Origin of the sequence: Acinetobacter sp. 742879 (genome assembly GCF_000588535.1) — a bacterium.
GTDB classification, from domain to species: domain Bacteria; phylum Pseudomonadota; class Gammaproteobacteria; order Pseudomonadales; family Moraxellaceae; genus Acinetobacter; species Acinetobacter pittii.
The window spans coordinates 54215-76226 of record NZ_JFYC01000008.1 but is presented as its reverse complement, the minus strand read 5'-3'; the positions used below and the strand labels follow the sequence as shown (position 1 = coordinate 76226).

General features: G+C 40.5%; 21 protein-coding genes. 14 read left to right on the top strand and 7 right to left on the bottom strand.

The genetic code is table 11. From position 1 onward, the window contains the following. Positions 1 to 6 precede the first annotated feature (6 nt). The 10 genes from nuoG to J690_RS15525 all read left to right on the top strand — a co-directional run bounded on the left by nuoG (position 7) and on the right by J690_RS15525 (position 11226). Positions 7 to 2691: an NADH-quinone oxidoreductase subunit NuoG gene (gene nuoG / locus J690_RS15570; RefSeq protein ID WP_032036810.1), complete on the top strand. Its 2685-nt coding sequence runs from the start codon at positions 7 to 9 to the stop codon at positions 2689 to 2691. A 3-nt stretch (positions 2692 to 2694) separates the two neighbouring features. Then, positions 2695 to 3711, top strand: coding sequence for an NADH-quinone oxidoreductase subunit NuoH (gene nuoH, locus J690_RS15565; RefSeq protein ID WP_004703499.1), 1017 nt, complete (start codon positions 2695 to 2697; stop codon positions 3709 to 3711). 18 nt (positions 3712 to 3729) lie between these two features. Beyond that, the gene (gene nuoI / locus J690_RS15560; RefSeq protein ID WP_002120012.1) at positions 3730 to 4272 is read left to right on the top strand and encodes an NADH-quinone oxidoreductase subunit NuoI; all 543 of its coding nucleotides are present in this window, start codon (positions 3730 to 3732) and stop codon (positions 4270 to 4272) included. Further along, positions 4272 to 4790 (top strand): NADH-quinone oxidoreductase subunit J, encoded by a 519-nt coding sequence (nuoJ, locus tag J690_RS15555; protein ID WP_014205902.1) that lies wholly within the window; start codon positions 4272 to 4274, stop codon positions 4788 to 4790. Before nuoI ends, nuoJ begins: the two co-directional genes overlap by 1 nt. Beyond that, the gene (gene nuoK, locus J690_RS15550) at positions 4790 to 5098 is read left to right on the top strand and encodes an NADH-quinone oxidoreductase subunit NuoK (RefSeq protein ID WP_000529822.1); all 309 of its coding nucleotides are present in this window, start codon (positions 4790 to 4792) and stop codon (positions 5096 to 5098) included. The genes nuoJ and nuoK overlap by 1 nt, the downstream gene beginning before the upstream one ends. Beyond that, complete coding sequence (gene nuoL / locus J690_RS15545) at positions 5095 to 6984, top strand: NADH-quinone oxidoreductase subunit L (protein WP_032036808.1); 1890 nt, start codon at positions 5095 to 5097, stop codon at positions 6982 to 6984. The genes nuoK and nuoL overlap by 4 nt, the downstream gene beginning before the upstream one ends. 1 nt (position 6985) lies before the next feature. Continuing rightward, complete coding sequence (gene nuoM, locus J690_RS15540; protein WP_002120006.1) at positions 6986 to 8584, top strand: NADH-quinone oxidoreductase subunit M; 1599 nt, start codon at positions 6986 to 6988, stop codon at positions 8582 to 8584. Positions 8585 to 8586: 2 nt separating this feature from the next. After that, positions 8587 to 10080: an NADH-quinone oxidoreductase subunit NuoN gene (nuoN, locus tag J690_RS15535; protein WP_002120035.1), complete on the top strand. Its 1494-nt coding sequence runs from the start codon at positions 8587 to 8589 to the stop codon at positions 10078 to 10080. Between the two features lie 100 nt (positions 10081 to 10180). After that, complete coding sequence (upp, locus tag J690_RS15530; RefSeq protein WP_002120045.1) at positions 10181 to 10816, top strand: uracil phosphoribosyltransferase; 636 nt, start codon at positions 10181 to 10183, stop codon at positions 10814 to 10816. A gap of 116 nt (positions 10817 to 10932) precedes the next feature. Beyond that, a complete protein-coding gene (locus J690_RS15525; RefSeq protein ID WP_032036807.1) occupies positions 10933 to 11226 on the top strand; it encodes a cold shock domain-containing protein in 294 nt (97 codons plus the stop codon). A gap of 19 nt (positions 11227 to 11245) precedes the next feature. Here the strand turns inward: J690_RS15525 and gigC are convergent, their stop codons facing one another. Next, a complete protein-coding gene (gigC, locus tag J690_RS15520) occupies positions 11246 to 12130 on the bottom strand; it encodes a LysR family transcriptional regulator GigC (RefSeq protein WP_032036805.1) in 885 nt (294 codons plus the stop codon). Positions 12131 to 12216: 86 nt separating this feature from the next. Here gigC and J690_RS15515 point away from each other — a divergent pair, with 86 nt between their 5' ends. Then, entirely contained in the window at positions 12217 to 12978 is a 762-nt protein-coding gene (locus J690_RS15515; RefSeq protein ID WP_002120057.1) for a ferredoxin--NADP reductase, read from the top strand. Positions 12979 to 13026: 48 nt separating this feature from the next. Here J690_RS15515 and J690_RS15510 read toward each other — a convergent pair whose 3' ends face one another. After that, a complete protein-coding gene (locus tag J690_RS15510) occupies positions 13027 to 13446 on the bottom strand; it encodes a hypothetical protein (RefSeq protein ID WP_014205905.1) in 420 nt (139 codons plus the stop codon). A gap of 290 nt (positions 13447 to 13736) precedes the next feature. Between J690_RS15510 and J690_RS15505 the strand changes: the two genes are divergently transcribed. The 3 genes from J690_RS15505 (at position 13737) to J690_RS23880 (ending at position 16190) form a co-directional block, all read left to right on the top strand. Further along, positions 13737 to 13964, top strand: coding sequence for a hypothetical protein (locus tag J690_RS15505; protein WP_005803268.1), 228 nt, complete (start codon positions 13737 to 13739; stop codon positions 13962 to 13964). Positions 13965 to 14189: 225 nt separating this feature from the next. Beyond that, complete coding sequence (locus tag J690_RS15500; protein WP_032036804.1) at positions 14190 to 15893, top strand: mechanosensitive ion channel; 1704 nt, start codon at positions 14190 to 14192, stop codon at positions 15891 to 15893. A 126-nt stretch (positions 15894 to 16019) separates the two neighbouring features. Continuing rightward, complete coding sequence (locus J690_RS23880) at positions 16020 to 16190, top strand: hypothetical protein (protein ID WP_002120038.1); 171 nt, start codon at positions 16020 to 16022, stop codon at positions 16188 to 16190. 12 nt (positions 16191 to 16202) lie between these two features. Here J690_RS23880 and J690_RS15490 read toward each other — a convergent pair whose 3' ends face one another. The 5 genes from J690_RS15490 to J690_RS15470 form a co-directional block, all read right to left on the bottom strand. Next, the gene (locus tag J690_RS15490; protein WP_032036803.1) at positions 16203 to 17402 is read right to left on the bottom strand and encodes a BaiN/RdsA family NAD(P)/FAD-dependent oxidoreductase; all 1200 of its coding nucleotides are present in this window, start codon (positions 17400 to 17402) and stop codon (positions 16203 to 16205) included. A 109-nt stretch (positions 17403 to 17511) separates the two neighbouring features. Continuing rightward, the gene (locus tag J690_RS15485) at positions 17512 to 18402 is read right to left on the bottom strand and encodes a 1-aminocyclopropane-1-carboxylate deaminase/D-cysteine desulfhydrase (protein WP_032036800.1); all 891 of its coding nucleotides are present in this window, start codon (positions 18400 to 18402) and stop codon (positions 17512 to 17514) included. 65 nt (positions 18403 to 18467) lie between these two features. Beyond that, positions 18468 to 19586 (bottom strand): HlyD family secretion protein, encoded by a 1119-nt coding sequence (locus J690_RS15480; protein ID WP_032036798.1) that lies wholly within the window; start codon positions 19584 to 19586, stop codon positions 18468 to 18470. Positions 19587 to 19625: 39 nt separating this feature from the next. After that, positions 19626 to 21269, bottom strand: coding sequence for an MFS transporter (locus J690_RS15475; RefSeq protein ID WP_032036795.1), 1644 nt, complete (start codon positions 21267 to 21269; stop codon positions 19626 to 19628). Next, positions 21266 to 21835 carry a TetR/AcrR family transcriptional regulator gene (locus J690_RS15470; protein ID WP_032036792.1) on the bottom strand — a complete coding sequence of 190 codons (570 nt, stop codon included), beginning with the start codon at positions 21833 to 21835 and terminating at the stop codon, positions 21266 to 21268. Before J690_RS15470 ends, J690_RS15475 begins: the two co-directional genes overlap by 4 nt. Between the last annotated feature and the right edge of the window lie 177 nt (positions 21836 to 22012).

Sequence of the window (22012 nt, the reverse complement as noted above, 5' to 3'; positions counted from 1 at the left end):
TCGACTATGGCTACAATTCATGTCGATGGAAAATCGTATGAAGTCAACGGCTCGGAAAACTTGCTACAAGCATGTTTGAGTCTGGGCATCGACATCCCATATTTTTGTTGGCATCCATCCTTAGGTTCGGTTGGTTCTTGCCGTCAATGTGCTGTTACGCAATATGCGAATCCAGAAGATACGCGTGGTCGTTTAGTCATGTCTTGCATGACACCAGCATCTGACAATACCTATATATCAATTGAAGACAAAGAAGCAACGGATTTCCGTGCATCTATTGTTGAATTTTTGATGACGAATCACCCACACGACTGTCCAGTTTGTGAAGAGGGTGGTCACTGTCATTTACAAGATATGACTGTAATGACGGGTCATGACCGTCGTCGCTACCGTTTTACAAAACGTACGCATTACAACCAAGAACTCGGCTCATTCATTGCGCATGAAATGAACCGCTGTATTGCTTGTTACCGTTGTGTTCGTTACTACAAAGACTATGCAGGCGGTACAGACTTCGGCGTATATGCCAATGCATCTCGTGTCTACTTTGGTCGTCCGGAATCAGGTACTTTAGAGTCTGAATTCTCTGGTAACTTGACTGAAGTATGCCCAACAGGTGTATTTACTGATAAGACTCATTCAGAGCGTTATAACCGTAAGTGGGATATGCAGTATGCACCAAGCGTGTGTCAAGGCTGTTCTTCTGGTTGTAACATTTCTCCGGGTGAACGTTATGGTGAAATCCGTCGTGTAGAAAACCGTTTTAACGGTTCGGTTAACCAATACTTCCTTTGTGACAAAGGTCGTTTTGGCACAGGTTATGTAAACCGTGCAGACCGTCCACGTCAGCCTCAGTTCCGTAATGGTGAAACTGTTGCAACTGTTTCTGTCGATCAAGCTCTCGATCAAGCGATTGCTAAGCTTCAAGGCAAAAAAGTTTTGGGTATTGGTTCTCCTCGCGCAAGCTTGGAATCGAACTATGCATTACGTGAGCTTGTAGGTCAGGCAAACTACTCAACTGGTATTGCACAAAAAGAGCAAAAGCTTGTTGAACTTGCTGCATCTATCATGCAAACCGAGGGTATCTACAACCCGAACATGCGTGAAATTGAAAGCTATGATGCTGTTCTGATCTTAGGTGAAGACCTAACTCAGACTGCACCTCGCATGGCATTGTCTGTTCGCCAAGCTGCGAAAAACAAAGCACGCGAAATGGCTGCAAAAACACGTACACCAGATTGGTTAGCTGAGCCTGTACAACGTATTGGTCAAGAAGCAAAATCTCCGGTTTACATTTTAGCTGCAACTCAAACTCGTCTTGCTGACGTTGCAACTGGTGAAGTGGTTGCTTCTCCAAATGACATCGCACGTTTAGGCTTTGCAGTTGCTGCGGCAGTGAATGGTGAGGTTGTAAGTGGTTTAGATGAAGATGCAAAAGCATTTGCTCAAACCATTGCTGACACTCTAAAAGCAGCAAACAAACCATTAATTATTGCGGGTACAAGCTTGCAAGATGCTTCTATTATGGAAGCTGCAGCACAGTTGACTCAGAACTTAGGTCCTAAAGCTGGTTTAAGTCTTGTAGTTCCTGAAGTGAACTCTATGGGCTTGGCATTGTTCGGTGGTTTAAGCCTTGAACAAGCATTTGCTCAAGACTACGACACACTTGTTATTGTTGAAAATGACTTGTTCCGTCGCTTACCAGCTGCACAAGTACAAGCTGCATTAGATAAAGCTGAAACAGTAATAGTGCTTGATCACAGTGAAACTGAAACTGTGAAACAGGCTGATATCGTTCTTTCAGCAGCAAGCTTTGCAGAGGGTGATGGTACTGTTGTAAGCCAAGAAGGTCGTGCACAGCGTTTCTATCAAGTTTACGATCCAAGCTATTACAAACCTGAATATGCAATTAAAGAATCATGGCGTTGGTTACATGCCATTGAAACTGGCATTAAAGGTAAGGCTGTAGATTGGACATTGCTTGACGATGTAATTGAAAGCATCGTGAAAAATGTACCAGTACTTGAAGCTATCCAAGATGTTGCGCCTGATGCAGGTTATCGTGTACATGGCTTGAAAATCGCGCGTGAACCACGTCGTTATTCAGGTCGTACAGCAATGCGTGCGCCTTTATCGGTTCATGAGCCTAAACAGCCTACCGATCCAGATTCAGCATTAACATTCTCAATGGAAGGTTATGTTGGTCCGCAAAAAGCATCATCATTAGTACCATTTGCATGGGCTCCGGGTTGGAACTCTCCACAATCTTGGAATAAATACCAAGATGAAGTCGGTGGTCACTTAAAAGGTGGTGATTCTGGTGTTCGTTTATTCGATCGCTTGGCAAAACGTCCTGCACGTAGCTACGTTGCTCCAGTGCCAGTAGTGGCAAATCCTGAAAGTTTCCGCTTAGTTCCAATGCACCATATTTTTGGTTCTGGCGAATTCACCATTAAAACACCTGCAATGGAAACTCGTATTCCTGAAGCTGTGTTTGCAGTGGGCGAACAAGATGCAACTCGTTTGAACCTTCAAGAAGGTCAACGCATTACGGTAAAAGCAGGCGAAACGACTGTGAGCTTGCCAGTACAAGTAATTGAATATTTACCTACAGGTTATATTGGTTACCCAGTTGGTTTAGCACCAATGGTGTCACTAGCTGAGCCTGTTTCAGTGGCTTTAGGAGTGTAATTCATGAATCAAGAAATTATACGTCAAACGCCACTTTGGGCTGAGAACTGGCCGATTGCCTATGCTGTCGTTCAAGCAGTCGTAATTCTGCTTGTTGTTGTTTTAGTTGCAGCATTGATGTCTTTTATTGAGCGTCGTTTACTTGCTTGGTGGCAAGATCGTTATGGTCCAAACCGTGTTGGTCCTGGTGGTATGTTCCAGATCGTTGCCGACATGCTCAAGATCATGTTCAAAGAAGACTGGACACCAAAATTTGCTGACAAACTTACATTCCGTTTAGCACCAGCTGTTGCAATGGCAACAGCGGTTCTTTCGTTCATGGTAATCCCAGTGAGTCCTTCACTGGGTGTTGCCGACATGAGTATCGGTTTGTTGTTCTTCATGGCAATGGCTGGTATTGCTGTCTATGCAGTTTTATTTGGTGGCTGGGCTTCAAATAACAAATACTCATTGCTTGGTGGTTTACGTTCAGCAGCTCAAACCATTTCTTATGAAGTGTTCTTGGGTATTTCATTGATGGGTGTGGTTGCAATTGCAGGCTCATTTAACCTTCGTGAAATTGTTGAAGCACAACGTGATGTTTGGTTTGTCATTCCGCAATTCTTAGGTTTCTTGATTTTTGTAGTTGCTGGTGTTGCGGTAACTCACCGTCATCCATTTGACCAACCAGAAGCAGAACAAGAATTGGCAGAAGGTTACCATGTTGAATATGGCGGTATGAAATGGGGTATGTTCTTCGTTGCTGAATATGTCAACGTAGTACTGATCTCTGCATTGATCGTAACTTTATTCTTTGGTGGCTGGTTAGCGCCATTCAATTTAGAAATTCCATTTGTTCCACCAGTATTCTGGTTTGTGATTAAAACAGCATTTTTTGTAATGATGTTTGTATTGGCACGTGGTTCTTTAATGCGTCCACGTTATGACCAAGTCATGAACTTTGGTTGGAAAATTTGTTTGCCATTGGCGTTGGTCAACTTGTTAGTGACTGGTGCTGTGATTCTGATGAATCAGGCCTAGGACAGCAGGGAGTACAAAATGTATAAATTTCTAGCTGGATTCGGATCAATTGTACGTACGTTACTCATGGTGTTTAGCCATGCAACGCGTAAACGTGACACGATTTTATATCCAGAAGTTCCGGCTGAACAGATTGTGCCGCCACGCTTTCGTGGTCGTATCGTATTAACGCGTGACCCTGATGGGGAAGAGCGTTGCGTAGCATGTAACCTATGTGCGGTTGCATGTCCGGTTGGCTGTATCTCACTACAAAAAGCAGAAACAGAAGATGGTCGTTGGTACCCGGAGTTTTTCCGTATCAACTTCTCACGTTGTATTTTCTGCGGTATGTGTGAAGAAGCTTGTCCAACAACTGCGATTCAGCTCACACCAGACTTCGAGTTAGGCGAATATGTACGTCAAGACCTTGTTTATGAGAAAGAAAACTTACTCATTTCAGGTCCAGGCAAATACCCAGATTACAACTTCTACCGTGTAACGGGTATGGCAATTAACGGTAAAGAGAAAGGTCAAGCACAAAAAGAAAGTGCACCAATCGATGTACGGAGTCTATTACCATGATGTGGCCGTTTTATTTGATGGCACTCGTGGCCATCGTTTCTACGGTTCGTGTAGTGACTAACACGAACCCTGTACACGCTCTACTTAGTCTAATTGTTTCATTGCTTGCTGTTGCTGGTATTTTCATGATCGTGGGGGCGCCTTTTGCAGGTGCTCTTGAAATCATCGTTTATGCCGGAGCAATTATGGTTCTGTTTGTCTTCGTGGTGATGATGCTTAACTTAGGTCAACACACCGTTGAACAAGAACGTAAATGGCTTTCTTCAGATGCTTGGGCATATCCAGCACTCATGAGTTTCTTGCTCGGCTTGCTTTTAGTTTGGATGCTTGGTGGTGAATACACCACTATTTCAGCACCGCTTGGGGCACAAGTGATTGGACCAAAAGTAGTTGGTCAAGCACTCTTTACTCACTATTTATTATTGGTTGAAGTTGCCGCGATGTTATTGCTAGCAGCCCTTGTTGCAGCATACCACTTAGGTAAACGTGAACCAGGTGCAGAAGAGGAAAAAGAATAATGGGCCAGATTCCTTTAGAACATGGTTTGATTGTTGCAACCATCCTTTTTGCACTCGGTTTTTACGGTGTAATGGTGCGACGCAACCTATTATTTATGTTAATGAGCCTTGAGATCATGATGAATGCTGCAGCATTGGCATTTGTTCTTGCGGGTAGCGTATGGGCACAACCAGATGGGCAAGTGATGTTCATCTTGATTTTGACCCTTGCAGCAGCAGAGGCATGTATCGGTCTTGCGATTGTCCTTCAGTTCTATCATCGCTTCCATCATTTGGATGTGGATGCTGCTAGTGAGATGCGCGGATGAGTTATTTATATTTAACAGTATTATTTCCGCTAATCGGTTTTATTTTATTGGCGGCAGGACGAGACAAACTCTCTGAAAATGTTGCAGCAGTTATTGGTGTAGGTTCTGTAGGTTTATCTGCATTATTTGCACTCATTGCTGGAATGGCATTTACCACGAGTGGTCAGCAAGTTTTTGTTCAAAACTTGTGGACATGGTTCAATGTTGGCGGTTTTGCTCCGGGCATTAGCTTACATTTAGATGGCTTATCTTTACTCATGATGGGCATGATCACGGGTGTTGGTTTCCTAATCCACATCTTTGCATCATGGTACATGCGTGGTGAAGAGGGTTATGCGCGTTTCTTCTCTTATTTCAACCTGTTTGTTGCAAGCATGCTTGTGCTTGTATTGGGTGACAACTTGGCGTTGTTATTCTTGGGTTGGGAAGGCGTAGGTCTTTGCTCTTACTTGCTAATCGGTTTCTATTATGCAAACCCTGCAAATGGTTGGGCTGCGATCAAAGCGTTTACAGTGACCCGCGTTGGTGACGTATTCTTGCTTATTGCTTTATTCTTGCTTTACCAACAATTTGGTACGTTGAATACTCAGTACATCGTTGAACACGCAGCAGAAGTAATGACGAAGAGTTCGTCACTTACAATCTGGACTGCATTAATGTTGTTCTTGGGTGCTGCTGGTAAGTCTGCTCAAATTCCATTGCAAACATGGTTGGCAGATGCAATGGCAGGTCCAACACCTGTTTCTGCATTAATCCACGCTGCAACAATGGTAACGGCTGGGGGGGACTTATGCTGCCGTCTATTCAGCGTATTTGAACTTGCTCCTGAAGTGATGCAATTCATTTCGGTAACTGGCGCGGTAACTTTGTTAGTTGCAGGTTTTGCTGCACTTGTACAAACAGACATCAAACGTATCTTGGCTTACTCAACAATGAGTCAGCTTGGCTATATGTTTATGGCTGTAGGTGCGGAAGCTTATCAAGCTGGCTTGTTCCACATGTTGGCTCACGCATTCTTTAAGGCATTATTATTCTTGTCTTCTGGTGCGGTGATTCTGGCTTATCACCACGAGCAAAACATTTTCAAAATGGGTGGTTTGTTCAAACGTAACAAATTCCTGTTTGCTTGTTTCGCGATTGGTGGCGGTGCATTAGCAGCGATTCCATTCTTAACAATTGGCTTCTTCTCTAAAGATGCGATTCTTGGTGAAGTTTGGGTACAAGGTCAATCAGTTGCTTTATATCACACCTTATATTGGGTGGGTGTAGCAGGTGCATTCCTGACTTCAATCTATACATTCCGTTTAATCTGGGTTGTATTCTTTGGTCAAGAAAACACGCCTTACCATGAAATTAAAGGTGCAACTTACTGGGCTCCATTGGGTATTTTAGCTGTATTGTCTACTTTTGTTGGTGCGGTATTAAAAGCACCGGTAGCAGGTATTCTGAATACTGCAAAAATCCCTGAATTCCATGTCGCTGAACAATTTGTAGAAGGCATGCATGGGGCAGAGCACTTAGCAGTAGGTATTGCACTAGTTGGTCTAGTTGTTGGTATAGCATTATTTACATTTGCTTATGGTGCAGTGAAATCATTCGCTCAAACAAGTTTGGGTTCAGGTCTGGCACATATTTGCCGTACTGCTTTTGGTTTTGATGCATTGTATGACATCGTTTTTGTTAAACCTTATTTATTCTTCGCCAAAATCTTTGGCCGTGATCCGATTGACGGTTTGTGGTTAGTTCTTCCTGCGCTCGTGAAAGGCGGAAACAGTTTTACAAGCTCACGTCAAACAGGTTCATTGCGTGAATACGCATCAAGCATGTCACTCGGTGTAGTGGTGTTATTGATGATCTTGATCGTTATTCAGGTAGTGGGGAAATAAAATGGAAAACAATTTAATTTTACCCGCGCTGATCCTTGTTCCGTTCATTGCCGGTTTTATTTGTTGGTTAGTCGATAAGCTCGACAAAACTTTGCCACGCTGGATTGCCTTAATTGGTATGCTCATTACTTTGGGCTTAGGTCTTGCGCTTTGGCAAAGTGGAACTTATAGCTACGAGTTGGGTTCTAAAATCCCAACTTGGTCTGCTGAGTTCTATTTACCGTGGATTCAATCACTCGGTATTGGTATTCACTTGGCTGTGGATGGCTTATCTTTACTCATGGTGTTATTAACAGCGTTACTTGGTGTACTTGCTGTTGGTTGTTCATGGGGCGAGATTCAAAAGAACGTTGGTTTCTTCCACTTAAACCTATTATGGAGTTTAGGTGGCGTTATCGGTGTATTCTTAGCGATTGACTTGTTCTTGTTCTTCTTCTTCTGGGAGATGATGCTTGTACCAATCTACTTCTTGATTGCGTTATGGGGTCATAAAGGTTCAAACGGTCGTTCACGTGTTTACGCTGCTACTAAGTTCTTCCTTTACACACAGATTGCTGGTCTGGTGATGTTAATCGGTATCCTAGGTCTTGTAGTTTATGGCTACATGATGACGGGCATGATCGGTTTTGATTACAACTATTTATTAGCTGTAGCTAACCATTTACCTGCAGGCTTAGCGTACGGTTTCATGATCTGTTTCTTCATCGGTTTTGCGGTGAAGTTACCAGTATTCCCATTACACGGTTGGTTGCCAGATGCGCATGCTCAAGCTCCTACAGCAGGTTCTGTAGACTTAGCAGGTATCTTGATTAAAACAGCTGCGTATGGCTTGCTTCGTTTTGTTATTCCATTCTTCCCGACAGCTTCTGCACAGTTTGCAGACATTGCGATTATTTTCGGTTTGATTGGTATTTTCTACGGCGCATGGTGTGCTTACCAGCAAACTGACATGAAACGTTTACTTGCGTATACGTCGATTTCACACATGGGCTTTATCTTACTTGCAATCTATGCAGGTAATATTTTGACCTTCCAAGGTCTAATGATCATGATGTTGGCACACGGTTTGTCATCAGCTGCATTGTTCATTATGTCTGGTCAAATCTACGAACGTTTACATACACGTGATTTACGTTTAATGGGTGGTCTTCGTGGCCAGCTTCAGTACTTGCCATTTTTCTTGATGTTCTTCGTTGCTGCTCTTGTAGGTGTACCAGGTTTAGGTAACTTTATTGGTGAATTCCTGATTTTGATGGGTTCATTTAATAAATATCCTGTCTTCACGATTCTTGCTTCTATCAGCCTTGTATTTGCAGGTTTATATGGCTTGATCTTGATTCACCGTGCTTTATTTGGTGAACCAAATCCTGAACAAAAGCAACATTACACTAGTCCATTGAAAGACTTATCTGCTCGTGAAGTTGGTATTTTGATGATTTGTGCGATTGGTCTCGTTTGGCTTGGTATCTACCCACAAACATTCTTGGATGTATCTCATTCAAGCATGCAGTGGTTGGTCAATAGTTATGTGCCAGTACAAGAAGTCGTTGAAACTGTTCAGCAAACAGCTACTCAACTTGACCATGTGGAGATCCAATAATCATGAACTTCACAGTATCATTTTCTACGCTTATGCCTTTAGCTCCGGTGATGATTGTTGCTTTGACAACAATCGTCGTCATGCTGTTAATTTCAATTAAGCGTAATCATAATTTAATCGCAACAGCTTCTGTTGTTGGTTTAAACCTTGCTGCACTTTATATTTTATTTGCAGTATTTGGCGGTAAGTTTGTACCGGCAAATGTGATGGGCATGTTTATGGTTGATCCATTTACCATGTTCTATCAATTTATGATTTTGATTGCGGCATTGGCATGTTGTACTTTGTCTCATGCTTACATCGAAACTTATAAAGACAACCGCGAAGAGTTATATCTTTTGTTACTTGCTTCAGTAGCAGGTGCAATGTTGATGGTTGCAAGCTCTCACTATGCATCGTTCTTCATTAGCCTTGAGTTAATGTCGATTCCTGTATATGGCTTACTTGCTTATACTTATCAACGTAGTAACTCACTTGAAGCGGGTATTAAATACCTTGTACTTTCAGCGACAGCTTCTGCAATGTTGTTGATGGGTATGGCATATATCTATGCATATACAGGTTCGCTTTCATTCTATGATTCTGTACAAGCATTATTTGAAGCAATCAAACAGCCAATGGTGTTATTAGGTTTAGCACTTATTATCTTTGCTGTTGCATTTAAATTGTCGCTTGCGCCGTTCCATAAATGGACACCGGATGTATATGCAGGTGCACCAGCACCAATGGCAACTTTCTTAGCGACTGCTGCTAAAGTTGCAACAATTGGTTTGTTCGTGCGCTATATGCTTGCTTCAGGCGCAATGATGGTGAACTCGTTAGTAACTATTTTGACGATCATTGCTGTATTGTCGATTTTAGTTGGTAACTTACTCGCTGTTCGTCAAGTTAACTTAAAACGTATTCTTGGTTATTCATCTATTGCTCACTTTGGTTATTTGTTAATTGCTTTAATTAGCATGACTTATGCGAGCTTGGGTAGCGTAACTGTATATGTGGTGTCTTATGTATTAACAACTATTGGTGCCTTTGGTGCGGTAGCGTTAATGTCTAGCCCATATAACAACGTAGATGAAGCACAAAGCCTTGCAGACTACCGTGGTTTGTTCTGGCGTCGTCCAGTACTTACAGCAACTTTAACAGTCATGATGTTGTCTTTGGCTGGTATTCCATTAACAGCAGGCTTCATTGGTAAGTTCTTGGTGGTAATGGCTGCTGTAACAACTCAACACTGGTTCTTAGCTGCAATGATTATTGTGGGTAGTGGTATCGGTTTGTACTATTACTTACGTGTGATGGTTGTAATGTACATGACACCACCGGAAACTCCTCGTATTGATGCAGATGCTCATTGGGGACAAAAAGTGGGTGGTTTAATGGTATTGGCTGCTGCTGCATTAGTTATTATTTTGGGTGTTTACCCAGATCCAATGATTAATTTGGCACTAAAAGCAGAAATTTTATCTCCATTACATTTCATGCTTTCACAACAGTAATTCTGGTGTACAAAAAAGCCTCTAAATCTGGAGGCTTTTTTTTATTGAGCGTTAAAAAAAGATTATAATAAATACGTTTTTATATTTTTAGGTAACATCTGTGGCCATTCAAGAAATTCGTCACCCACTTATTCGTCATAAATTAGGCTTGTTACGCCGTGCTGACATCAGTACTAAGAATTTCCGTGAGCTTGCTCAGGAAGTGACTATGTTATTGACTTATGAAGCAACAAAAGATTTACCAGTTGTGGATTGTGAAATTGATGGATGGGCTGGAACTGTTACTACTCAGCGTATTGCTGGTAAAAAAATAACGATTGTACCGATTTTACGTGCCGGAATTGGTATGTTGGATGGCGTACTTAATCTAATTCCAAGCGCAAAAGTGAGTGTTTTAGGTCTTGAGCGTAATGAAGAAACATTAGAAGTTCGCACGTATTACAAAAAATTAGTTCCGGATGTGGCTAATCGTCTTGCGATGATTATTGACCCAATGCTAGCAACGGGTAATTCGTTAGTTGCTGCTATTGATGTGTTAAAGGCAAGTGGTTGTAAAGATATCCGTGTTATGGTGTTGGTTGCTGCTCCTGAAGGCGTTGCTAAAGTTGAAGCAGCTCATCCGGATGTGCAAATTTATACGGCATCTATTGATAATGGCTTAAATGAACAAGGTTATATTGTTCCTGGCTTGGGCGATGCTGGCGATAAAATTTTTGGTAGTGTACAAAAAGATTAATTTTTTGAAATAGCATTAAAAAGAGACTTCATTCAACCGTATAATTTTAAAAACGGAATCGTGAGTCTCTTTTTTATTTACTGCAACGACTGGATTGGAAAAGTAGGGGAAAGATCATGAAGCAAGAGTTTTATACTGGATGGGTAAAACAATATAACCCTGATAAAGGGTTTGGTTTTATTGAAACTGCTGAAGGAGATATTTTTTTTCATATTTCTGATTTTCCTGCATCAGAGGGCGAACCGAAAAGAAATGAAAAAGTAAGATTTCTTGCCGTAGATAATCAGGGCAAATTTAAAGCGATCAAAATTGAGCGTGTTGACCCGAATCCTGCGAAAACCAAGAAAAATAAAATTGCAGATCACAATAAAGCGATCACAAGCGAACTGTTATCAAATTTTCGACGCTAATCAATGAAAAGATCAGGTTTTAAACCTGATCTTCACAGAATTGTAAGAATGCTTTGAGACCTGGACCCTGATACTTTTGACGGTGTACCAGCATATAAAGCGGACGGGTAAGCTGCCAGAATGGTGTATCTAAAATTACTAATTGTCCCTTTTCAATTAAAGGTTCAATGGCAAGTTTAGAAATACATGACATACCTAAACCACCAGCAACGATTTTTAAAATTGCTTCATTGTGACCTAGGGTTAAGCGAATATTCGCGTCTGGCAGATCGTGCAATATCGCATTATCAAATACTTCACGCGTTCCTGAACCTTCTTCACGTAAAATCCATTCGACTTGAAGAAAATCATGCGCTGTTAGAGGTCTATTTAAACGTGCTAACGGGTGATTTGGGGCGCAGCAAACTGCAAGCTCATCATCACGCCAATGAATACATTGGAGTTGAGGTAAGTGACATGAGCCTTCAATTAAAGCTAAATCAAGTTGGAATTGATTGACTGCTTCAATCATTTGGCGTGTATTGCCCACCTGTAATTGCAAATGTGCTTTAGGATGATGTTGTAAAAAGTTTGCCATTAAATCTGGCATGAGGTAATCACTAATCGTTAAAGTGGCCCCAATACGTAAATCAATGCTTTGCAATTCACCTTTTGCAGCTTGCTCAAAAGCTTCACAGCGACCTAATATTTCTAAGGCTTGAGGCAATAGAAAACGACCTAAATCATTAAGCTGTAATCGTTTACCTAAACGATCAAATAGAGGCGCACCAAGACCATCCTCTAAATCGGCTAAAGCCATACTTGCTGCACTTTGCGTCAGTCTGACCGCATCACTCGCTTTGGTGACAGTTCCTTCTTGAGCGACTGCTACAAAAACAGCCAACTGGCGTAATGTCATGCGCATGTTTAAAAAGCCTTAACGTTTAAAAGTATTCATTATTTCGGCTGTCATGCTAACATGAGCGCACTATTTCATGCCACGTTGAAATCATGTCAATTGAAAAATTTAGCGTAGAAAAAGTTTTATCTGTACACCGCTGGACTCCAACTCTTTTCAGTTTCACCATGACTCGCCCTGCACATTTTAAATTTACAGCTGGGCAATTCGCACGTATTGGGCTAAAAGTTGGAGAGGAACTCGTTGTTCGTGCTTATTCGGTAGTCTCATCACCATTTGATGAAACGCTTGAGTTTTTTTCGATTGTAGTACCAGACGGTGCATTTACGTCAAATCTTCAACATTTAAAGGTAGGAGATGAGCTTTATTTAGAAAAAATACCTTATGGTTATTTGACTTTAGCTCGCTATCAACAACCTTTACCGCATGATTTATGGTTATTGGCAACGGGTACAGGATTAGCTCCATTTTTATCTATGCTACAAGACTTCGATACATGGTCTAAATATCAAAAAATTAATTTGGTCTACAGTGTCCGTACCGCAGCTGAGTTAGCTTATGTTGATCGTATTCAAGAGATTGCTGAAACTTTTGGGGAAGGACATAACGGATTTAAATTTATTCCGATTATTACTCGAGATCCATCTGCGCCATTGCATGATCGTTTGCCGATTCTAATTGAAAATGGTGAATTAGAAAAATCTGCTGGTATAGAACTGAACCCTGCCACAAGCCACGTCATGCTTTGTGGAAATCCGCAAATGGTAGATGACACGAAAGAGGCTTTAAAACGCCGTGGTTTGACGATGAACCGTCGAGGTGAGGGAAATATTGCGGTAGAAAATTACTGGTAATAAATTGCGGTGAAAACAACTTTATAATTAATTTTATGGATATGTTTATTAGTGGACAAACATATCCATAAATTCGCGAATTTCTGAAATTGCGCTATCTACATCGGTTGAAAGCCAAGTTGGCTCAAAAAGACCTGCATAATGTTCCAAACGATCTTGTGGAACGACTAAGCGAACAGGACAGTCTTCTTCTAGTAAGCGCCAAGGCAAGATTGGAACATCATTGTCTAGAAAAATATTGATATTACGAATATCAACAATCATGGCATTAATACAGTCAGGAAATGGCATGACGGAAAATTCTTCAGTACGACGACGAAAATACTCTAAATCACCCCATTTGAGTTCATAACTTGGTTTATTAAATTCAATAATACCAATGAGATGTTCGTCTCTCGTCTGATGTATATAACATTGATGTGTGACGTCAGTGTCGAGATCAAGTGTTACGTTTTGCTGACGATACATCATAAAATAGAGCAGCTTTAAAACAAGGGGGCTTATTATAGCCTATTTTATAAAAAGTAAGCGCTAAAACATATTGTATTACAAATAGAACCTTAAAGAAGCTCGAGCATAACTTGCCATTATTTTTTAATGGCTAAATATTTTTGCCTAAATTTTATACTGTTTTTATTATTTTAATAGTAGAGTTTTGCAAACACAGACACCTTAGCATAATGCTTTTTCACACAATGCAACAAACCAAATTGCTATGATGATTATAAAGTTAATGATAAAAGAAGAGGGGAAAGAAGATGCATGATTTTTCAAAACCACCTCATGTGACGAGTCCTGAAGAAACTGCGAAAAAAAGAAGATTGCCAGTTTACATTTTAATCATTGTTGGGCTTTTTCTTATTGCACTCATCGTCTACATGGTTGCTGATCACAGCAAAACACCTAAAGAAGAAGCCGCTTTTCAACATGAGGCCACACCACATGTCATTAAGAGCACTTCAGATTTGAATATTTATAAAGGGTAATAAGCTAACCAGTATATCTTCATAGAAAGCCTTTGGGATGTGACCTGAAGGCTTTTTTTGCAACCTTTTGCATCAATTTGTTGTATTTATGCAGAAGTGTGTTGATTACAAAATATTCAAAACATAAGGTGAGATAGACCGCATTTATCGTCATTTTTAACAACGAAAAGTGTTTTTCATAATTGATGGCACTGAAAAGAACATAACAATTGAGGACATAACAATATGAATGAATTTTTTGATGGGCCTCGCGGCGCTCAGTTTGATGCGATGTATTACTGGGATCAGTTTCATCCTATTTTAGCTGCAATCGTCATCTTACTGGTTGGCTGGATAATCGCTTTATTAGTTGCGGCAGGGGTAAAAAAACTTCTGCAAAAAGTAAATACCAATGCAAAATTATCTTCAGCAACTGGGCGTGCTCCAAACATAGAAGGTCTTATTTCAAAAGTCGTATTCTGGTTTATTCTAATCTTAGCTGTTGTCGCAGCTCTCAATGTACTTAACATTAGTGGAGTAAGTGGCCCGTTCAGCAATATGGTGAATCAGGTACTCGTCTATATTCCAAATATTATTGCTGCTGTTGTGGTGGGTTTTATTGGTTGGATCGTTGCTCGACTGGTGCGAGCGGGGGTGACCAATGTTTTATCCCGAACGCAACTCGATGATAAGTTAAGCAGCGAAGTGGGTGTAGGTGGAATTAGCCAGAATATTGGTGAAATTCTTTACTGGCTTGTATTGTTACTTTTCCTTCCGATTGTTCTTTCAATATTAGGATTAACAGGCTTACTGATTCCAGTTCAAAATATGGTAAATGATGCTGTAGCATTCTTACCAAATATCTTTATTGCTGGTGTTATCGTTTTTGTTGGTTATATCTTGGCAAAAATTGTACGCGGTATTGTTGAAGGTTTAGTAAATAGCTTAGGTGTTCAGGCTCAAGCTGAAAAAATTGGTCTTTTCAAAAGCTCTAACGTAGGCAAATTCTTAGGTTCATTTGTTTTCGCAATCATCATTATTACAACATTGATTGTAGCGTTTGAAGCTTTAGGGATTGAGACAATTTCTCAGCCAGCAACAGCAATGCTTAATGAAATCTTGCAGGCAATTCCAAACATTATTGCTGCTGGTTTAATTCTACTAGTTGCTTATATTGTTTCTCGTTTTGTTGGCCGCTTAGTAGCCGAATTAATTGCAGGTACTGGTGTTGATGAAATTCCTGCAAAGTTAGATGTACAACGCTTTTTAGGCCAAACTAAAGTTTCTAATGCAGTTGGCTGGTTAATTGTATTCTTTACTATGTTATTTGCAGTTTCTGAAGCTGCGGATCGTCTTGGTTTCGATCAAATTAGTGGTCTAATCGCAATGTTTATCCATTTCGGTGCAAACATTCTATTGGGCGCTGTAATCTTGGTTATTGGTTTCTGGCTTGCCAATGTTGTGGCGAACGTGGTTCAACGCGGCGAATATAATAGCTCGCGTTGGTTAGGTAGTTTAGTTCGTGTGTTAATTATTGGTCTTGTACTTGCGCTTGGTTTAAGAGCGATGGGTATTGCAGATTCAATCGTTAATCTTGCATTTGGCTTGACTCTAGGCGCAGTTGCAGTTGCTTTCGCTCTTGCATTTGGTTTAGGTGGTCGCCAACCAGCAGAAAGACTGTTGAGCGATTTGCTAGATAAAGCTAAAAAAGAAGCGAATGAACCAAATCCTCTGTATCAACCACCGTCTACTACCACAACGAGCAGCCCATCTGCTGGTAGCTCATCTGTAACTACGAGTTCGTCAACATCTACAGTTGCACCAACGACTACAACTTCACCATCAACTGTTTCATCTGATGCAAAACCAGCTGATTCTGCACAAGTAAATCCAGCAGAACCACCAGTAAATAAACCGTTTGGATCTACTGGAGAAAATGACGAAATTTAGTAAGTAAAACTAATTTTCAGATAAACCGTACAAAAAATCTTTGATTTTTGTGATAAGTTCGACCACTCTATATTGAGTGGTCGTTCTTTTTAGACGTTATAAAAACAAATAAGTGAGGAAAATACGATGAAGAAACCAGGTCGTTTTTTAGCACCGATTGTCATTGCGGGAATTACGGTAGGTTTTTTAGCAAGTGCTTATAAATTTGTGTTTAATAAATCTAACTCATCAAAACAGGCAACAACTCATACTCGTAATTCTGAAAAATCATCAAATGATTCGAAAGCCTCAAATTAGCTTATTGATCATTTAAACGTATTGTGCTGCTGCATAAGCGGAAGACCAAGCCCATTGGAAGTTATGACCTCCTAAATGGCCAGTCACATCAAGTACTTCCCCAATAAAAAACAGTCCTTTCTGCTTTTTACTTTCCATTGTTTTGGAAGATACTTCACTTGTATCAACTCCACCTAAAGTAACTTCGGCAGTACGATAGCCTTCTGTGCCTGATGGTTTCACAGCAAAACCATGTAGTTGCTCGGCAATATGATCTAGCTGTGCATCACTGATATTACCAATTACTGTCTCGCTCTGCTCTGGCCATATAAGTTGTTGTAACTCTTGTACAATACTTTTTGCCGTAAATTCATTCAGAAGAGTACGCAATAAAACTTTAGGTTTGGCTTTCTTTTTGTCTTTTAAATAATTTGCTAAATCTTGGCTCGGGAAAAAGTCAATTTTAAAACTTTCACCGGTATTCCAATAGTTTGAAAGCTGTAAAGAACTTGGACCACTCAAACCACGATGCGTAAACAATAAGGCTTCAGTAAAGCTATTTTTCGAGTTACTTAGAGTCACATCTAAAGCATTACCACTTAGGCGTGTAGTGACTTCTTTAATATGATCTGAAAAAGTAAATGGGACTAAACCTGCGCGAGTTGGGAAAACCGTATGTCCAAATTTTTGTGCCAGTTCATAGCCAAACCCAGAACCACCCAAAGTTGGAATGGATAAACCACCTGTAGCAACCACTAATGACTCACAGCTAAATCGGCCTTGGTTTGTGTGTACAGTAAAACCGCCTTTTTCTAATGGATCAATCTGTACAGCTTCACATTGAGTTTGGATATCAACGTTATTGGTTTTATCACATTCACTCACTAGCATCTCTAAAATTTCTTTAGCGCCGTTTAGCGTGAATAATTGCCCGTGTTTTCGTTCTTCATAAGCAATTTTATAATCACATACCAAACCGATAAAGTCCCAGTTGCTGTAGCGTGATAGGGCAGAAATAACGAAGTGTGGATTATGAGAAATATAGTTGTCAGGCTCTACATACAGGTTGGTAAAGTTACACTTGCCACCGCCCGACATTAAAATCTTTTTACCAATTTTATTGGCTTTTTCTAAAATTAAAACCGAGCGCCCTCGTTTAGCAGCATGTGCAGCCAACATGAGTCCAGAAGCACCTGCACCTAAGACAATGACATCAACATGACTGTTAGACATAAGAGATTCTCGATTAATCGTGAAAATTTAAAAGGGGCATATACTATCATGCCGAGCCTTAGTCATGCTAAAGACATTTACTGCTATGCGGAGTAATGTGTACTAAAAGCTAATAAGTTATTGATGTGTTTTTATTTCTTATATCTGCCTGTAAACCACCAGAATGAATTGCCAGAATGCGAGTACCTTCAGAAAAGTAATTATTCTTTATAAGATCAAACAGACCGAACATCATCTTTCCCGTATAGATCGGTTCAAGTGGTACCGCATGCTGCTCTTCAAAACTTTCTATAAACGCCAATAACTCGGGTGAAGTTTTTGCATACCCACCACAGCAGTATGCATCTGTCACAGACCAGTTCTGTTTTTTGGTCCACTGCCGAATTTCTTGTTGTAAAAAGTCACCTTTTAAAGCCGAAAATCCTAAGACTTTTTGATCGGCTGAACTCCTTTCAATAAGACCTGAAATCGTTCCGCCAGTTCCTACTGCACAGCAAATCACATCATAGTTTTGCAAATCGCTTTGATTGATAATTTCCTGACAACCTTGAACTGCCAGTTCATTGGTACCGCCTTCAGGAATAATGAAAGTTTCAGGAAATTGATGGTGTAACTGTTGAAGATAATTTGCCTCATCTCGTAAGCGATATTCATTGCGTGAGACAAAATGTAGATACATTCCTAAACTTTGAGCTTTTGCTAAGGTTGGATTAAGAGGTTTATCAGCTAACTCTTCACCACGAATAATCCCAATACTTTTTAAGCCAAAAAGATGAGCGGCATAGGCAGTCGCGGCAATATGATTTGAATAGGCCCCTCCAAAAGTCAAAATGCTCGATAAACCTTGTTGTTTTGCGACAAGCAGATTGTATTTTAGTTTGAAAAATTTATTGCCCGAAATTTGAGGATGAACTAAATCTAATCGCTTAATGTCGAGATGAACTAAAGAGGGGAGTTCAATATGCTGATAGGAAACAGGTTGGGCAATGTGATCAAACATTAGAAATTGAGAAAAATAATGATTGATCACATTGTAGCTTTTTAAATAGAGCTTTAAAAAGCTGTTTACGAACTTGTATCGACAGAAGTAATTACTGACATGCCAGGGCGTAAGTGTTCCATTCCTTCTTGATTTGGATCAATGGTAATACGTACGGCAATTCTTTGAACTACTTTGGTAAAGTTTCCTGTTGCATTGTCAGGCTTTAACACACTGAACTCAGAACCCGCAGCAGGTGAGATCTGCTCAACATGTCCTGTAAATTTTTTGTGTTTCATGGCATCGACTGTGAACCATGCTTTTTGTCCAATTCGCATATTGGCAATTTGGGTTTCTTTAAAGTTAGCAATCACCCAAGTTTGTTGTGGAATTAAGTAGAGTAACTGTGAGCCTGCTGCTACATATTGCCCAACACGAGGGTTCACCTCACCAAGTTGTCCATCCATTGGAGCAACAATAACGCTATAGTCTTTGGTGGTTTGCGCTTGGTCTAACTGTGCTTTAGCACTGGAAACTTGTGCTTCTAATCCAGCTTCTGCCACTTGTGCTGTTTTAAGCGCTTCTTTGGCAACTAAAACATTGGCCTCTGCCTGCTTCAGTGCTGCAAGGTTATTTTCAGCATCTGCTGCGGCTTTATCTTGCTCAGATTTAGAAGCTGCTCCACTATTTCCTAACTGTTGATATCGTCTAAGCTGTGCTAAAGAAAGCTCATATTGAGCCCTAACTTGTTCAACTTTAGCCTGTGCAGCCACAATATCAGCTTGTTTTTGAGCAATAGACTGTGTCTGATTGGCTAAAGTATTTTTAGCTTGTTCAACTCCAGAAGCCGCTTGCGCTACTTTTTGGTCGTAAGTGGTTGCATCAATATGCATTAATACTTGACCCTTTTTAACGTGGTCAAAGTCCTTAACTAATACATCTTTAACATAGCCATTAATTTGCGACGATAAAATCGTTGTTTTACCTTTAACATAACTATTGTCAGTTTGCTGGACACTCGTTGCAAATGGCCCGATTCTCCATGCCCATAAAATCACTAAAATACCGACAATAAGAACACCTAACATCCATAACAGTGTTGAGCGTTTTGTCGGAATCAGTTTGCTCGCAGGTGCCGGTTCGTTAGATGGAGCGGGAGCTGCTTGAGGTGGAGCTTGTTCCGGTTTGTTTTGATCATCTGACATATATCAATCTCAATTTCTATTTCATCAATAAAGAAGCCGTTAAGGACGGCTAATTCCTCTACGTTGTAGATATTTACTTCGTGCAATATTAAATCCACCCCACAAGAGTAATGCGATAGCAAAAATACCATTTAATGCAATCACATCATTGTAGGCACGCACTTGTGCTTCACGAGTGACCACTTGATTAAGTGAGCGCATGGATTGAGCTGTTTGTAATGCTGGGTCATTTGTTGAGATGGCTGCACTACGCTGATAGGTAGAAAGCCTTTGAGCGACCAACGGGTCGGCTTGTTCTAAATCTTTTATGATCTCGACTTGATAGTTCTGCGTGCGGTGTTGTTGATAGGTCGAGAAGAATGAAGACCCCACAAGACCACCAAATGTTTGAGTTGCAGAGAACAGCACAATAAAAGTCACCACATACGAAGGACCTTTAGCCAAAGTTTGCGCAAAGCCGATCAGGAGCAATGGCCCAATAAATAAACCACCTGCAAAGCCTACTAAAAACTGACTTGCGAAGAAGTTCACAGGTCGGACATCACTGGTTAAGTGATAATCTAATCCACACGCGACTAAAATTAAAAATTCTGCAAAAAGTAAGTGGAAGATAATCCGTTCACGTGAAAAAGTCAGTGCACTAAAAAGTGTTCCGCTTAAAATCCCTACCAATATGACCACATAGAGTGGAACAAATTGGTCAGGACCCATTCCCATAGTTTTTAAGAAATTAACCGCTGCGTAGCTTTGTTCTGACATTAAAAGTCGAATAGCAAAAGCACCAAAAATGAAGCGTAGGGTCGAAGCGGCACCTAACCAACGTGTCATAATTAATGGATTGGCGCGATAGTGCTCATAGAGCAACCCCAAAACAACTAAAATAAAACCTGCAATTAAGACGTAAGCAAGCCATTCACTGTTAAACCACCATAAAATTGGACCTTGCGTGAGCACAATACATAAACAAGCAAAGCCGGGAGCGAGTAAAGCAAAGGTGAAAAAATCTTGCTTCTCAAAAACGTAAATTCTTAAGCTACGTGGTAACTTCAATGAAACGACCATGGCTAAACAACAAAGTGCTAAGCCGAGCTCAAACGTATATAGAACAGACCAACTGTCTGTATTTACGAGAAATGGAGAAATAATCCAGGCGAGGGGAACACCTAACTGCTGAAAACCAAAGGCAATATATATTCCTTTTGCCATGTCTGCCTTTTTAAAAGCTTGCATGGTGTAATACATACCTAGTGAGCTTAATGGCGCACCAGCTAAACCAGCTACAACCCGTGCAAATAAAGCCATTTCATAAGTATGCACAAAAATATGTAATACCAGAACTGCAATAAAAATCACGAGTCCTATTTCCGAAAATACTCTCAGGCCATACTGTTGCCGGGCTTTAAATAAAATCAGGTTTGAACTGACATTTGCCATGACATAAGCAGCAGGCAACCAAGCCGCTTCGGAAGGAGTTAGTCCATACTCACCTTGGATTAAAGGTAAATTTGCCGTAATAAAACCATTACTTAAGCTTGCCGAAAGGGCGATAAATAAACCAATAAAAAAGTAAATAAATCGCTTAGGTACAGAGTGTGCAATAGCTGCTGGTGAGCCAGGTAAAGTCGGTTGCTCTTCTGGGGTCCAGTCGGGGGGTGGTTCTAAGTAACGAGGCGGTTTACTCATTCTATTCCTCGCATTTTTTGTATTTGAATACCATGAAATAGTAATTCAATTGCTCGTTTTGCTAAGCGAGTCTGTTCTTCTGGCTCATGTCCTTGAAATGAAGAACCCAACATTGCTGTGACCATTGCATAGTCATCGGCGGTCAGATCAGCTCGGCACAATTTTTGTTCTATCGCATTTTCAATCAGTGGGTTAAGTGCATTATTTCGCCGTTCATAAATTTTTAACATAATTGGATCTTGTCGATCAATCACTCTCCAAAAATCTTGCAAAATTGCGAGCTTGGGAAGTTGCCCAATATGTCCTTCAATTAAACGAAATAAACCATCTTCGAATTGTTGAAAATGAGCTGCTTTTTGCTCTAGCTGTGTAATCGCACGTTCTAAAAGTGCACTAATTAAAGCTTTTCGATCACAAAAATTACGGTAGAAAGTCGCTCTGCCTACACCAGCGTGGTCAATCACAACTTGTAAGGGAACATTAATGCCATGAATACGAAAACATTCTTCGGCTGCATTGAGTAATTCATCCCGATTATGGGCAGCAATTTTTTGACGTTTACTCATGTCATCGGTTTGGGGAGTTCGAAAGGTTATATATTTAACGGACATTTTTGTCCGTTGTGAAGATCTAAATTGTAAAAACATGAAAATTCAATTTTCATTATTTATATCTTCGCCATTTTTATATGTGTCATAAAAAGCTGTTAGAATACCGCGCAATTGCGTGATGCTAGGTCAATA